This window comes from Nostoc sp. PCC 9305, assembly GCF_963920915.1.
In the GTDB taxonomy this organism is placed as follows: domain Bacteria; phylum Cyanobacteriota; class Cyanobacteriia; order Cyanobacteriales; family Nostocaceae; genus Nostoc.
The window spans coordinates 19,147-33,785 of the sequence record NZ_CAWUDN010000047.1 but is presented as its reverse complement, the minus strand read 5'-3'; the positions used below and the strand labels follow the sequence as shown (position 1 = coordinate 33,785).

Here is a 14,639-nt window from a genome sequence, read left to right as displayed (position 1 = left end):
CAATTATTCACTTATTGCGACTCCTCCCAATCAACTAACACCCCATCCACAATCGCAATCCCCCACTGCGGAAACTTCGCCAATAGTTTTTTAATCACAATTTGCAAAGCCGGATCGTCATTCCAAGACGAGAGCAAGTACTCGAATCCTGGGTTTTCTCTTAAAATACCTGCCATTTTGAGCCTTTCGAGTTTTCCAGTACGTGCTTTTGACCGAGCAGCAATTAATTCACTTGACCATTTTTCCGAATTCGGGGCGAGAGCGGCGGAACCTTCACCTTCATAAACTGCTTTGATTTCTACACCCGAAACTGAATTTTCAACTAACAACGAAGTGGAATTACCCTATTCTACCCCTGTGTTTGATAGCGATCGCACTCAACAATTACTTGAAAATGTGCTTCAAGCGAATGAACAACCGCTACCGATGACAGCAGTGGCGAAACGCCTTGGATATCCTAAGCGAGTTCTTTATAGGCATTTCCCAGAGCTATGTCGAGCGATTTCAGGCAAGTACATTAAGTATATGAAAGAATCTCGCGTCAAACGAATCGAACACTGTTGCGAGGAGGTAAAACAAGCTGTTGGGCAAGTTCACACTGAAGCTATTTATCTTAGTGAGGCAGCAATTTCAAGGCTGTTGGCTAAACCAGGATGTTTTCGCGACAAAAAAGTTCGCGCTGCTTTAAGGGCAGCGCGAAAAGAAATTTCTTTGGAACCATAACATTGCCACCCTTTATTGGAAGCATAAGCTTGCCGCAACGGCAAAGTTATGGTTAAAGTCACACGAAGCTTTTCGGTATTTTAAATTTTTAGTGGGGGTGGAGGGACTTGAACCCACACGACCTTTTACGGTCAACGGATTTTCATTCTCCCGCAGTTTTCACTGCTACCTGATGACAATAGCCAACTCAGATTTTGAGAATTGGACTCTCCCTTTACCCTCGACTTAACGTTAGGGTAGCTCCCGTCGGGTCTCTGCACCTTCCGAACAGTTATGAGTTAAGAGTTAGGAGTTAAGAGTTTTAAATTTACTCAGCACTCAACACTCATGACTCAGGACTTTCTTCGGCTTGGCTCAGGATTGCCATGTCTGTCACCAGATTTAGGTTTCCCTGAGTTTGAGAGCTTCCACTTGAGGGATTTCTCCTTCAAGGCTCAATTATTTAAGTCCGTAGCGTCTACCATTCCGCCACACCCCCAAAAGGTGTTTGGCAACTAGTGTAACTAGTTATTTTTTAGAGGTAGCAAATACCTCCTTATCTATTCCACCATCAATTGTGTCTTTTGTCCAACTAGATTGAAAATATTTTTTCCAGATTTTGCGATCGCTTCAGAGATTTGGAAGTCTTCTTAGTTTTTTCGTAATAATCTGGATAAGTTTTCGATCTTGTTTGACTAGAGCATTTGTTTGCTAGTGGATTCACATAATAGCATGATATTAGCTTTTGTCACGCAATCCGTTGAATCGCCCATTATAAAATTACTCCAGCCTGCCAAAGCTGTGCTTTCGCCTCCCTATTAGCGATTTCGAGGAATTCTGGCGCAGTTATGTTGAAAGCATTATGACTATACTTCTCTGAGTCCGTCTCTTCAGCCTATGATGGAAAACAGATGCTTAAGACTTGAAAGTTATGATTGTCGCCCTGCTATATCTGATTCTGGCTGGAGCTTACCTTCTGGTAATCCCCATTGCTGTTTTGCTGTACCTGAAGCAGCGTTGGTATGTAGCTAGCTCCATTGAGCGTGTCTTTATGTACTTTTTGGTGTTTTTCTTCTTTCCGGGTCTGTTGGTTCTATCGCCGTTTGTAAATTTCCGACCCCAACGGCGACAAGTTCAAGTTTAACGAGATTGGTAGGTCATAACTCTCATGCGACGGATTGACGCGATTGGAATTGGCTTGGGTGTTTTTATTGCCGGTGGCTTGGCATACTTAGGATTGCAGCTAGTCGGTTTGGATAATCAAAAAGCTGGTATATGGAGCCAAGTCTTGCTAGTCAGTGCCTTAGTTGGCTGGTTAGCCACCTATTTTTTCCGTGCGGTGGGACAAAAAATGACCTACCACCAACAGCGGGAACAGTATGAGCAAGACTTTTTGCAAAAGCGGCTAGACGAGCTTACTCCCGAAGAACTAGCACGAATTCAAGCCGAAATAGAACAAGAAGAGCAATCTCAGGTGTAAAGTTATCATTGGTCAGTTGTTATTTGTCCTTTGTCATTAGTCATTTGTCTTTTACTAATGACCAATTACCAATTACCACTGACCAATGACCACTGACTATTGACAACTTTACTAAATGACTGCGATTTCTGATTGCTTTAAAACCCTTGGGCACAATCGTGAGTGCGCTCTGATTCCGTTTATCACTGCTGGCGATCCAGATTTAGAAACAACAGCAAAAGCCTTGCAGGTTCTAGATCGTAATGGAGCCGACATTATTGAAGTGGGTATACCATACTCCGATCCTCTGGCTGATGGGCCAGTCATTCAAGCTGCTGCTACTCGTGCCTTGCAAAAGGGTACGAAATTGGAGCAGGTGCTAGAAATGCTGCAAGGGATTACTCCCAAATTGCGATCGCCCATTATTCTATTAATCTATTACAACTCAATTTTGCACCGGGGAATTGAAAAATTTCTTCAGCAAATTGCTGCGGCTGGGGTTGCAGGATTGGTAATACCTGATTTGCCCTTAGAGGAAGCAGCAGGATTGCTCCAAGCATCTAGTGAGATGGGAATTGACGTAATCTTATTGGTTGCTCCCACCAGTTCTGCTGAACGGATCGAAGCGATCGCTCGTTCTTCCCAAGGATTTATTTATTTAGTCAGCGTTACTGGGGTTACAGGGGTGCGATCGCAACTGGAAAACCGCGTGTCCGATTTACTCAAACAAATTCGTAGTGTTACTGATAAACCCATTGCAGTCGGCTTTGGAATATCTGAAGCTGCACAAGCCCGACAGGTAAGGGAATGGGGCGCAGATGGTGCGATCGTGGGTAGTGCTGTTGTCAAACGGTTAGCAGAAGGGACACCAGAGCAGGGACTAAATGCGATCGCCCAATTTTGTCAAAGTCTTAAGGCAGCCATCAAGACGACCAACACCAGCACAAATACTCCTCTTGATTAGACGGAGAAAGTAGATTAAAAAAGTATAACAGTGTAGTTTTTCTATCCTTGTTTGGTAGACAATTTGACCATTATGGTCTTGAATATTAACATCAGATATGATGATGTAAAAAAACTAGCTGATAGAGTCGCTTATAGTTTGAGTATTATGTGAAATTAAGTAGGCATAATTTATGAGTGTGAGAGTGAGTCAGTCACAAATGATTATAGTTACGTCGCAATCGAGGAGCAAAGGCGATGAGTGAGAGTATGGCGTTTATCGGCGGGGTTGCCGTAGCTGGGCTGGCGGCTCTCGTATTGCTCAAAGGCACAAATACCCCTCTGCAATCTAACTTCGCTGTTGCTCCGCAAATCCCAGGTGCTGTAGCACCGGGAATGCCAGCACAAATGTATTCTCCTTACAACCCTTATGCGCCGCAACCAGTGTATCCCGGTCAGGTTCAGCCACCGACTGGTACTAATAATGACCAGCGCCTAGAGATGGAGAAGCTGAACACGCAGATGCAACTGGAGCGTTTAAAAAACGACAATGAACAGCTAAAGTTGCAAAATCAACAACTCCAGGGCCAAGTCCAAAATTTCAATACTCAGCAGCAGTGGCAATTAGCCCAGCAGAATAACCAACCAAAAACAGCAGCAACATTCCAACCGCAAAATAATTGGTGGTCTTCACCCGTGCTTTGGGCCGTTGGAGGCGCAACTCTGACTATTGGTGGTGGTGTTGTTGTCGCTGGGGTATTGGCTTTGTTCTCACCACGGCAGCGTCCAGCCCGTACTGTACAAGTTATTCACCCTTACCAAGGAAATACGCCGCCCTTGGTTCCAGTCCGTCGTGCTGAGTTTCTACCTGCTTCGCGGATGGAAGCAAGACGAGTTGAAGCCCAAGAATACGACGAAATGCACGGATAGGGAAAATAAAACCACAGATAAATACCTATTTAAAATCTCGTTTCCAAGTTATACCTGGAAACGAGATTTATTGAGCGAATGTTGCGAATCCGAGAGGCGACAGCCCTCCTTTAGTCATTCCCAGTCAGAAGAAGCTGGAAACAAGGAATAACTGTGTTTACTGATAACTGTTAAAAGCTGCTTTTAGGAGTTTCTGTGGTGTTGGGACTCTGTGTGGTTTCAGGTTGGTTCGTATCGGGAAGTTTCTGTTGGGTATTTTTCTGCTTACCTTGATTTTCTAGCTGAGTTAGTGTCTGTTTTGCGAGATTTTCGGCTGCTTTTTTAAATAATGGTTCTATTCTATTTCGCCAATATTGAGTATTAGGCAACTTTTCTGGATGGTTTCTATAATCTAAAACTTTATCCCATTTCCCATCATCTATTGCTTTATTTATCTCATTAGATAACGCCTCTGCCTTTGCCCAATCTTCTTGCCACTGGGCAATCATTTTGCCCGTCTCTTGGATACCAGAAGCAGCATTTGCCGGAACCGATCTTAAAAGTGCGATCGCACCAATTATATCTCCTGAATCGTACTTCTTTTTTGCTTGCTCTACAATATTGGCACTGTTATCATTAGGCTGCGATCTTTGTGATTTCTCAGCGTCGGAAGTTGACCCCTTCGGCTTTTCTGATAATGGAGTGACTACATCCTTAGATTTTGGTTTTGGCTGAGAAATTGTTCGAGTCGCAATCAAGCTACTATCATCTACAATCCTAGTTGCAACACCTTTGTCACGTAGGCAAGAAGCCCATTCTTGATTATTGGTTATCACGGTCGGGTGTGCCCAAGCCAAACGACCAGATTTAAGTTTAACTTCTATCCAACCTGCTTTTGTCCGTTTGCCAGTCACCTCGAAACTAGTATTATCACCAACTGTTTGCACAATATTATTAGAATTTATCGAACTAGGTTCAGAACGGATATTAGAATTTCCGACGACAACAGCCGAGCATTTATTTGCTAAGGCGGTATCCTTACCTGTAAGATTTAAAGCTAAATTTTTCACATTTGGATATACATTTGCTACCAAGGCAGCCGCACCACCCGCCAGTAATATGCCAATTAATATCGGCCAGGGGTCGGATTTACTAGAGTCTTTACGCGCAGGTTTAGCAGGGATAGGATTTGCTGGTGCAAATGCAATAGTTTGCAGCCGAGATACTTGAGGCTGGGATTTGGCTGCTTGGTAACTGGAATTGTTGGCGACTTCTTGAGGAATGGAAAGTGCAGGTACTGGATTAATCGCGTCTTTACATGCTTGCAGTGCTTCCGTGGCGTTTTGGTAGCGGTCTTTGAAGTGATAACGCACCATTTTGGACAACACTGCCGCCAGTCGATGGTTCACGGTTACTGAATGCCGCCAAATAACTTCCCCCGTTTCTGGATCTTCTTGCAATTCTGTTGGCTGTAATCCTGTTAATGCCTGAATGGCGATGATGCCAAGGGAATAGATATCGCTATTGGGACGGGGTTTACCTTGCCCTTGTTCTGTGGGCATATAGCCAGGAGTGCCGATAACCACTGTGGCAGAGGCTTGTCCGCCCACTGTTATCAGTTGTGTACGCAGTTGCTTCACTGCCCCAAAATCAACTAAAACTAACTTATTATCTGAGGCACGACGGATGATATTATCCGGTTTGATATCGCGGTGAATCACGCCTTGGCGATGGACAAATTCCAGAATCTCCAGAACTTCCTGCAACAGTTGAACTACTTGACTTTCACTCCAGCGCTTACCAGGTATAAGTTCCTCAGCTAGCGTATGTCCTTCAATATATTCTTGTACTAAATAAAATTCTTGGTTTTCGTCAAAATACGCTAGCAGCCTCGGTATTTGGTCATGGTTGCCCAATTTTTCTAAAGTTTCGGCTTCGCTGCTGAACAGGCGTTTAGCAGTATCAAAAACTCTGGAGTCAGTTCCGGGTTTAAGGTGCTTGACAACGCAAATGGGATTGCCGGGCCGCCTAGTATCTTGGGCAATGTAGGTTTGACCAAATCCTCCCATCGCGAGGACTCGAATTACTTGGTAACGATGGTCTAGTAGCTTGCCTATCATATTCCCTCCCCAGAGTTATTACCTAATTTTCCAGCTGGTAATAAATATCTCCAAATTTTCTTCAATGAAATCCGCTATCTTGAGAAAAGATTTAGATTAAAAACGCAGCTTTTTAATAAACGCAGACTGTTTATTTTTCTTTTAGTGCCCCTGTTTATTACCAATGCCACCTAAAATAACAAATCCAGTTGCATGGCAGCAGGCTGAAATCCTCATGCAACCTGCTTTCATTCGCGTTATCGACAATATCCGCAAGCAGCTTGATGAATCTTCCTGGACAGGAACTTACCACGATGTCTTGATTTGGCCGCCTAGCACCACTGATGAAATCAAAGCATTGGTGACTGAACTGTTGCAAGCAATGGAAACTGCAACACCCCAAGAAGCAGATGAAATCAGAGGAACTCTGGCTCGTCTGCCGATGCCCCATCCAGGATATCATCTACGTTTGCAGCGTCAACAGCAAGAAGCGAGTATCGATTTGTGGGAACTGTGTTATGAAGTGTGTTTTCTTGCATACACACCACAGAAGGAAGTTGCTGATATTGATACTAGTTTAATCGATGAATTCGGTGAAGTGGATTGGCTGCGTTTGGATGCTAAGTCAAAGGAGTTGGTTGAGCAGGCGTTTGCTAAATTACCAGAGAGTTGAGAGAATTACGTGCGATCGCATCTGCGACTTTATTACAGGCGATCGCACTCTTAGTAAACTTAAGAATACTGACCTGCTAAAATCAACCTGTCCCGTTCTTCTAAGCGCTCTGATTGATTGAATTGGAGAATTGCAACAGTTACTCGCCCTTCTGCTGTCAATGATGCAATCTCTGCTCCATTCATCTGAAAGTGATCGCTCCATTTTTGAGTCCTTGGATTGAAAAAGGGTGTTAGTTTCCCTGTTTCAGGATCGATTGACCCCAAATCAGTACCCTTTGCACGATTACAGTATGGACAGGCGAGAGCTAGATTCTCTGCTTCAGTAGTGCCACGATGTTTTTCAGCAATAATAGACCTCTTGCAAAAATATATTTTTGCACTCTTAGGGAAAAGGGAAAAGGTTAAAGGGAAAGGATTTTGAGTTTTTTTCCCCTTTTCCCCTTCCCCTTTACCCCGACTTTTGCAAGAAGTCTAATATGTTCCATCTCAAAACTAAATAGTGCAGCACTCTGAGGAAATAAGCAGTACTCACACCTTTGGTTCGCTCGTTCAATTACGAGTTTCCGCAACTGGGCTGATACATAAGTCATGGATTTTGGCGTAATTGCTCGAAGACATGAGCTTTTGCCATACGCACAAGATGTTCTATAGTCAGATAGCGTTCTAGTTCAGCTTCACCCTTCGCTGAAAGTGTTCCTGCTTTACTTTGTGCTAGTAAATCACTTACACGACTTTGGAATTCGGGTGAGGGTCGGATTGCCAGAATTTGTTCTGATGTAGGCTGACTAGCTAACAATCCAATAATCTCTTTCTCGTCGATAAAATTGCCAGACTGTTCGTTCAATAACTCTTGGAAACCGCGTTCTACTATCTCTTGTAAACGGTCTTGGAACTGCTGTAATTGCTGTCCTAGCTCCTCAGATACCTCAACAGTGATTTGCATCATCTAGCTCTGTTGTTTTTTAAATCAATCTATTAGCTATAAGTCTAGCTACAAATCAATCTATTGGTTTAATTTTATAAGTATCGTGTATAACTAGTTACTGCAAGCATATTTCCTAGTTTACTATACAAGAAAACCAGAGATGCATTGAAGCCACAAACGCTTATTTGCTAAGATTTCCAGTGCGACAACATTGAAACAGGGCAACTTCTCATCACCATGCCAACATCTACACTTGACGATAAAGACGCAGCAGCTATCGAAGCTGCCAGAGTTGGGGTTGCAATATGCGATCGCACCGCCTGGGGGCGCATCAAAGTAGCTGGCGACGATCGCCTCAATTTTTTACACAACCAAAGTACTAACAATTTCCAAATACTCAAACCAGGACAAGGCTGCGATACGGTTTTTGTCACTTCCACAGCTAGAACAATTGATTTAGTAACCGCCTACGTTAGAGAAGATGCGGTAATCTTGCTAGTTTCACCCAACCGCCGCCAATATCTCATGGAATGGCTGGATAAATATATTTTCTATGCCGACAAGGTGGAATTATCTGATATTACCCAATACACCAACACCTTCAGCCTGATTGGCCCAGGAAGTGACGCTGTTTTAGAAAAGTTGGGTATTGGCGAACTCATCGGGCAACCTTACGCTAGTCATAAAGTATACACGATCGCTCCGGCTGAGGGCGTGCGAATTGCTGTGGGTAGCGGGTTAGCCGCGCCCGGATACACCTTCACTTTCCCCTATACTGACAAAGAAACGGTGTGGAACAAATTGTTAGAAGTTGGGGCAGTAGAGATGAGCGATCGCGCCTGGGATGCTTTGCGAATTTTACAAGGTCGTCCTGCGCCAGATGCGGAACTCACAGATGATTACAATCCTCTGGAAGTTGGTTTGTGGCAAACAATTTCTTTTACTAAAGGTTGCTATATTGGGCAAGAAACTATTGCTCGGTTAAACACATATAAAGGTGTAAAACAACACCTTTTGGGTATCCGCCTCAGTGCCCCTGTGGAAGTTGGAAGTGCGATCGCAGTTGGAGATGAAAAGGTCGGCAAACTTACTAGTTACACCCAAACCGCTGATGGTTACTTTGGACTAGGTTACATTCGCACCAAAGCTGGTGGCGTAGGCTTAAAAGTCAAAGTGGGAGAAACTGAGGGTGAAGTCATAGAAATCCCGTTTGTTTCTCACGAATATCCGTAAGTAATTCAAATCAAAATATCTTTCTCTTTCTCCCTAGCGCCGTAACAAAATTCATCTACCCAAGAAGCTATACTACGCGCATTTGTAGTTGGTAAATTCACTTTGCTCTTAACTTCTTGTGGTTGAATATTCGGATCTTTGACGTTACTTTTAACCTCAGTAGTAATTGCTAGCGATGCTCCTGAAGGGAGCCGCCCAAGGGGCGATCGCACTGGTTTGCCGTTACTAGAAATCTCACTGGTAACTGCCAACGATGCACCCACAGGGATTCGGCTAGATGGCGCGTTGCTCTTAACTTCGGTAGCTAATGCTACAGATGGCATAGTTTTGGCTTTGTTGTTAACCTGACTGGTCATTGTCGCCGATGCTCCTGAAGGTAACTGACCAGAGTGCCAACGTACTAGTTGATATTCCCTTAGCAAACCGGAGGATGGTGTTTTTACCGGAGTATCAGGAGCAATTTTAGTTGCTGCTACTACCAACTCAGGTTCGCGTGTGCGACTTACCTCAGCAGTAGCTGTAAATGATCGGACAACTCGATCGGCGCGTGGCAAGTTGTAGTCTAGAGTTTTGGCGAGAGAATTAGGCGCAATCTTGGTAGCAGTTTCAACCGATGACAGATGTTTATCCTCAGAATACTTCTCATCTGGCAACTCGTTTTCAACTTGACTGGTAGTTATAGAATGGTCTGATTTGATTAAACGTAACTCTTCATCAGGATTGAAGTTAAGACCTAATGCAGCGACTATTTTATCTGGATCGTTATTCAGATCCACCATAAAAGAAAGTATTTCATCAAACTGGGGTTCTAAAACAGACAGTGTTGCCAAAATAAAACCGGATAAAGGACGGCGCAGACCATCGTAAGTGGCCCAAATTCGCATTTTGACCAGCCAGGAAATATTTTGCTTGTAGTAAATAAGCCACTTTTGTTTTAAGGATTGACGCAGCTGCTGGATATTCATTGGATGCCTCACTTCAGTCAACAAGATTGCAGACCTTGATATTAAAAATTTAGCTTGATTTCTGGGGATGAAACCGATAATAGAGCATCTGTTTGACTCTTTCACCACCTAGCAAATGATTTTCTATCAGTAGAGATACTTCATCCGGTTGAACCCCGCTATACCAAACCATATCCGGTAATATCAGCACCATCGGCCCATTGCCACATTGTCCTAAACAGCTGCTAGCCGTTACAGTTACACCAGGGATTGGCAAAGCTGTAAAAGCTGCTAAAACCTTGACTGCACCTTGCTTTTTACAAGTACGATTTTGACAGACTCGCACACATTTAGAAGAGTGTTGCTCTATTATCGGGAAGTCTGATGGTTGAGTAATGTTGGTCATTTGTTCTTTGTCATTTGTCATTTGTCATTTGTCAAAAGTCGGAAGCTAATGACCAATCTGACTTTTCACGGCATCTGGAAAACCTCACTTCTATTTCTCTCTCCTAAAAGGAGCTACGGTGTACACACAAGTCTTTGAGAGTTGCCTCACAGCGTTTAGATCCCCCCTAACCCCCCTTAAAAAAGGGGGAACTAGAGCAATACGGTTCAGTTAAGGCTAAAACTCTTTATTAAAGTCAATTTTTTTAACGAACCGCAGAGGCACAGAGGGAACAGAGAGAGGAAAAAAATGCTTAACTGAACCGTATTGGGAACTAGAGTCAAAGTCCCCCTTTTAAGGGGGATTTAGGGGGATCTTCAACGATTTTGGTTTTATACAAAGATGTGTGTACACCGTAGCTCCTTTTAGGAGAGAGACTTTGAATTTTCCCCCTTCCTGCGTCGGGAAGGGGGTTAGGGGGTTAGGTTTTTGGTGGACTTTTCCACATAATGCGAAAAGTCAGAATGACCAATAAACTCTTGGAGAGGCTGCGCCCGAAGCGTAGCTATGCCGCAGGCTTTACGACTACGTTAAGTACAAGTGAATAATAACTAATGACTAATGACCAATGACCAATGACTAATCTATTGAAAGTCCTTTTGAGGCTAGCCATTCCGGGTTGAATATCCGCGACTGATACCGGGAACCACTATCACACAAGATGGTGACGATGGTATGTCCTGGCCCCAATTGCTTCGCTAAGGCAACAGCTGCCCCAACATTAATACCTGTTGAGCCGCCCATTAATAACCCATCTTTCCTCAGCAGTTGGTAAACTACTCGCAAAGCTTCTTGGTCATCGATTTGGATGGCATCATCAGCAGGTGCGCCTTCCATATTGGCTGTGACACGACCATTCCCAATGCCTTCAGTGATGGAATTTCCTTCTATCTTGATTTCGCCAGTTTTGACATAGCTATAAAGTCCACTACCCAGCGGATCGGCTACAACACATTTAATTGCTGGATTTTGTTCTTTTAAGTACAATGCTACACCAGCATAAGTACCACCAGTACCAGTTGCAGTTGTCCATGCATCTATTTTACCATCTGTCTGCGTCCAAATTTCCGGCCCTGTGGTTTCGTAGTGGGCGAGGCGGTTGGCTAAATTATCAAACTGATTTGCCCAAATGGCATTTTCCAACTCAGCAGCGACTCTACCAGATAGCTTGACGTAGTTGTTCGGGTCTTTGTAGGGGACGGCGGGGATGGGACGAACTTCTGCTCCTAGTGCTGTCAGTGCATCTATCTTTTCTTGTGACTGGGTATCGGGAATAATAATTAGACATTTGTAGCCTTTGGCGTTACAAATATGTGCTAGTCCAATGCCAGTATTACCAGCAGTTCCTTCTACAACCGTGCCACCAGGTTTGAGTAGACCTTTCCTTTCCGCATCTTCGATAATGTAAAGTGCGGCGCGGTCTTTAACGGAACCCCCAGGATTGAGAAATTCTGCTTTCGCAAGAATTTCACACCCTGTTTCTTCGCTAAAACTGTTTAAGCGAATTAAAGGGGTATTGCCAACAGCGCCAACGAAGCCATTCTTTATATCCATTTTGACTGTACTTGTGTGAGTCTCTATAAAAATTTTGGCCTATAGCTGTAGCATGATTTACAACTGATTTGCCTAAAATTCTATGATACTTACATTGGAGCGATCGCCGTTGGTGTGCTTCCTATCTCACTCCTAACTCCCCACTTATTCACTTTCCGTAGTAAACTCTAGCATTACCGTATCCGAGCTTTCGCATATACCTGTTCCATTCTTCAGCTTGGAATCGATTGGGGAAAGGCCCTACCGCTACGTGTGGGCCCCGTGGTTGCGTCCTTTCGAGGACTCCGCCAGATCGTCCTAAATCTTGTGTCAATCCGCCTAAATTCTGCCTAACTTGTGCTGCGATCGCAGGTAACTGTTCGGAAGTGGTGGGAATGGCGACATAATATCTAGAAGAGCGCCTATTAGCATTTATATTATTGCGATCGTCTCTATAGTTATAGTTGCCATTGTCTGCATTTATTTCCTGTCCGTTACCAAAGCTGATAATTCGGGCGTTATATATGCCTCGTGATTGTAGCTCATTCACCCGTTGTTGGGCGTTGGCGACTCTGTTAAAAACTCCTGACTGAATTACAGTTCGGCCTTGGAACTGGCGAATGTAAGCACTGGGTTCAATCTGACGTATGGCTTGTAGTGTCTGGAAATCACTACCATCAACGTAAACTAAATAGCGCTCAAAGTTCTGGTTATATTGACTAAACTGTGAAGGCTGAGAGGGCTGAAAATTTTGCTCAAATCGATTATTCGGTAATGGTTGAGAAGGCTGAAAGTTCTGCTCAAATTGATTGTTCTGTAATGGTTGGGAAGGCTGAAAATTCTGCTCCAATTGATTCTCTTGTACTGGTTGGGTAGGCTGAAAGTTCACTTCCGGTTGATTGAAATCCTCTGCTTGAATTGGTTGTAACTGCGGTGATGGCTGTTGACCAAAGGGAATTGGCGGTGGCGGTAAAATCTCACCAGTTTCTTGAGCTAGTAATACGTTGCTGTTGGAAATTTGTGCTTGCGCTGGGGTAGAGTCGGGAATCAGTACTAACCATCCTCCCACTAACAAAAAGAGAAGTCTCATAGTAGGCTTCCAACCCTTAGAACTTCGGCGCAGCATTTGAAATTGGATAAATTGACTTGATATTCCTCTCGACATAATAGTTAGAAAGTAGTCACAGTATTTTTAGGTAATTTCCTTCAGGAACTTATTAGTTCACCGTTGTAGCAACTATATAGCGTTAACGTAAAGTTAGCTCATCTGCGTGGCAAAAAATACATCTGTAATTAATCTTAGATGAAAGCTGTTTACGGACGCACTTGCTTCCGTTATGGATGGAATAAATAAGTCAAACCCTCTTCCCTTCTGCTTGGTTGTTGAGCGTAGTCGAAACACTGCCTCACTTCTACTGTCAAAGACGCTGCGCGAACGACTACGCTCAGTGACCACCTGCCTTCTGCCTCCTGCCTCCTGCCTTCTGCCTTTAAAACTGAAGCGCTTTAGTAGCAAGGCTTTGAAGAGTGTATGCTACAATTGGACAACCACGCAGCTATCGTGTCGTGCTTTGTATGAAAAAAGTCGTCGTTGGTCTTTCTGGTGGCGTTGACAGTTCCACCGCCGCAGCTATCCTGCACCATCAGGGCTATGAAGTGATTGGTTTGACTCTTTGGCTAATGAAAGGCAAAGGTCAATGTTGCTCTGAAGGTATGATCGACGCGGCTGAACTCTGCGAACAACTGGGCGTTCCCCATCAGGTTGTAGATATTCGGGATGTCTTTCAGACGCATATTGTCGATTACCTAGTAACTGGTTACAGTGCTGGGATTACACCTTTGCCTTGCTCCCAGTGCAATAAAACGGTGAAGTTTGGGCCAATGGTGCAGTATGCTCGTGAAGAATTGGGATGCGATCGCATTGCCACTGGTCATTATGCCCGAATTAGCTATGACGAAGCAACTGGACGTTACCAATTATTAAGGGCTGTTGACCGCAACAAAGACCAGTCATACTTTCTTTATGATTTGTCTCAAGATTTACTTGCAGCAACTATATTTCCTTTGGGCGAACTAGAAAAAACTGACACGCGCCGGATTGCAACTGAATACGGACTGAAAACTGCTGATAAACCAGAAAGTCAAGACTTATGCTTAGTGGAAAGTAATGGTTCCATGCGGGCATTTTTGGATAAATATTTAGCTCCCAAAACAGGCGATATTGTCGATGCGACGGGTAAAGTTTTGGGACAGCATGATGGTGTCCATCACTACACCATTGGCCAGCGCAAAGGCTTGGGGATTGCGGCTGCCGAACCGTTGTATGTGATTGAATTAGATGCGGAAAATAATAAAGTAGTAGTAGGCGATCGCACTAAGGTAACTCAGCCAGAATGCACTGTAAATCGGGTAAATTGGGTTTCCATTGCCGAACCATCCACCCCAATTCATGCCGAAGTGCAAATTCGCTATCGTTCAACGCCTACACCTGTGACAGTGATTCCGTTGGAAAACTCCCGTGTGCGTTTGGTATTTGATGAACCCCAAATCAGCATCACTCCCGGACAAGCGGCGGTGTGGTACGACGGGGAAAAAGTGTTAGGTGGCGGAATAATTGAGCAGTTTAGTTGAATCTTACCCTCCTTTTAGCAGAAAGCCAAAACTGCCCCTTCTCATAACGAGGAGGGGTATTTTATTGCTAATACTGCGTAGAAATTGACCTTTGACTTTGTATCTCTTACGATAGTCGTGCTATGATTTACCGCACTATTCC

At 44.0% G+C, this 14,639-nt stretch carries 16 protein-coding genes and 1 pseudogene; 8 read left to right on the top strand and 9 right to left on the bottom strand.

Going from position 1 to position 14,639, the window contains the following annotated elements; all coding sequences use genetic code 11:
• Positions 1-11: 11 nt before the first annotated feature.
• On the bottom strand, positions 12-329 hold the full coding sequence (locus ACM0OX_RS18645) for a hypothetical protein (protein WP_414516549.1): 318 nt from the start codon (positions 327-329) through the stop codon (positions 12-14).
• 4 nt (positions 330-333) lie between these two features.
• On the opposite strand from ACM0OX_RS18645, the gene ACM0OX_RS18640 reads away from it, so the two are divergent.
• The 5 genes from ACM0OX_RS18640 (at position 334) to ACM0OX_RS18620 (ending at position 4,033) form a co-directional block, all read left to right on the top strand.
• Positions 334-723, top strand: coding sequence for a hypothetical protein (locus tag ACM0OX_RS18640; protein WP_414516548.1), 390 nt, complete (start codon positions 334-336; stop codon positions 721-723).
• Positions 724-1,633: 910 nt separating this feature from the next.
• Positions 1,634-1,846, top strand: a complete 213-nt coding sequence (gene ndhL / locus ACM0OX_RS18635) for an NAD(P)H-quinone oxidoreductase subunit L (RefSeq protein WP_181930688.1) — start codon at positions 1,634-1,636, stop codon at positions 1,844-1,846.
• Positions 1,847-1,870: 24 nt separating this feature from the next.
• A complete protein-coding gene (locus ACM0OX_RS18630; protein WP_094347180.1) occupies positions 1,871-2,182 on the top strand; it encodes a DUF3007 family protein in 312 nt (103 codons plus the stop codon).
• Between the two features lie 115 nt (positions 2,183-2,297).
• On the top strand, positions 2,298-3,125 hold the full coding sequence (gene trpA / locus ACM0OX_RS18625) for a tryptophan synthase subunit alpha (RefSeq protein ID WP_414516547.1): 828 nt from the start codon (positions 2,298-2,300) through the stop codon (positions 3,123-3,125).
• Between the two features lie 236 nt (positions 3,126-3,361).
• The gene (locus tag ACM0OX_RS18620) at positions 3,362-4,033 is read left to right on the top strand and encodes a heterocyst differentiation related protein (RefSeq protein WP_414516546.1); all 672 of its coding nucleotides are present in this window, start codon (positions 3,362-3,364) and stop codon (positions 4,031-4,033) included.
• Positions 4,034-4,203: 170 nt separating this feature from the next.
• Here ACM0OX_RS18620 and ACM0OX_RS18615 read toward each other — a convergent pair whose 3' ends face one another.
• Positions 4,204-6,132: a protein kinase domain-containing protein gene (locus ACM0OX_RS18615; RefSeq protein ID WP_414516545.1), complete on the bottom strand. Its 1,929-nt coding sequence runs from the start codon at positions 6,130-6,132 to the stop codon at positions 4,204-4,206.
• Between the two features lie 163 nt (positions 6,133-6,295).
• On the opposite strand from ACM0OX_RS18615, the gene ACM0OX_RS18610 reads away from it, so the two are divergent.
• On the top strand, positions 6,296-6,784 hold the full coding sequence (locus ACM0OX_RS18610; RefSeq protein WP_289797387.1) for a hypothetical protein: 489 nt from the start codon (positions 6,296-6,298) through the stop codon (positions 6,782-6,784).
• 59 nt (positions 6,785-6,843) lie between these two features.
• Here ACM0OX_RS18610 and ACM0OX_RS18605 read toward each other — a convergent pair whose 3' ends face one another.
• From ACM0OX_RS18605 to ACM0OX_RS18595, 3 genes and pseudogenes are all read right to left on the bottom strand, one after another.
• On the bottom strand, positions 6,844-7,050 hold the full coding sequence (locus tag ACM0OX_RS18605; protein ID WP_414516544.1) for a hypothetical protein: 207 nt from the start codon (positions 7,048-7,050) through the stop codon (positions 6,844-6,846).
• A gap of 15 nt (positions 7,051-7,065) precedes the next feature.
• Positions 7,066-7,134 (bottom strand): annotated as a pseudogene (locus ACM0OX_RS18600) (HNH endonuclease); the annotation flags it as partial.
• A gap of 238 nt (positions 7,135-7,372) precedes the next feature.
• The gene (locus ACM0OX_RS18595) at positions 7,373-7,732 is read right to left on the bottom strand and encodes a hypothetical protein (RefSeq protein ID WP_414516543.1); all 360 of its coding nucleotides are present in this window, start codon (positions 7,730-7,732) and stop codon (positions 7,373-7,375) included.
• A gap of 216 nt (positions 7,733-7,948) precedes the next feature.
• On the opposite strand from ACM0OX_RS18595, the gene ACM0OX_RS18590 reads away from it, so the two are divergent.
• Positions 7,949-8,944, top strand: coding sequence for a YgfZ/GcvT domain-containing protein (locus ACM0OX_RS18590; protein ID WP_414516542.1), 996 nt, complete (start codon positions 7,949-7,951; stop codon positions 8,942-8,944).
• 5 nt (positions 8,945-8,949) lie between these two features.
• On the opposite strand, the gene ACM0OX_RS18585 is transcribed toward ACM0OX_RS18590, so the two are convergent.
• The 4 genes from ACM0OX_RS18585 to ACM0OX_RS18570 all read right to left on the bottom strand — a co-directional run bounded on the left by ACM0OX_RS18585 (position 8,950) and on the right by ACM0OX_RS18570 (position 12,956).
• Positions 8,950-9,909 carry a DUF5331 domain-containing protein gene (locus ACM0OX_RS18585; protein WP_414516541.1) on the bottom strand — a complete coding sequence of 320 codons (960 nt, stop codon included), beginning with the start codon at positions 9,907-9,909 and terminating at the stop codon, positions 8,950-8,952.
• 49 nt (positions 9,910-9,958) lie between these two features.
• Positions 9,959-10,294, bottom strand: coding sequence for a (2Fe-2S) ferredoxin domain-containing protein (locus ACM0OX_RS18580; protein ID WP_414516562.1), 336 nt, complete (start codon positions 10,292-10,294; stop codon positions 9,959-9,961).
• Positions 10,295-10,912: 618 nt separating this feature from the next.
• Positions 10,913-11,887: a cysteine synthase A gene (locus ACM0OX_RS18575; RefSeq protein ID WP_414516540.1), complete on the bottom strand. Its 975-nt coding sequence runs from the start codon at positions 11,885-11,887 to the stop codon at positions 10,913-10,915.
• A gap of 148 nt (positions 11,888-12,035) precedes the next feature.
• Positions 12,036-12,956, bottom strand: a complete 921-nt coding sequence (locus ACM0OX_RS18570) for a hypothetical protein (protein ID WP_414516539.1) — start codon at positions 12,954-12,956, stop codon at positions 12,036-12,038.
• Between the two features lie 485 nt (positions 12,957-13,441).
• Between ACM0OX_RS18570 and mnmA the strand changes: the two genes are divergently transcribed.
• Entirely contained in the window at positions 13,442-14,497 is a 1,056-nt protein-coding gene (gene mnmA, locus ACM0OX_RS18565) for a tRNA 2-thiouridine(34) synthase MnmA (protein WP_414516561.1), read from the top strand.
• Positions 14,498-14,639 lie beyond the last annotated feature (142 nt).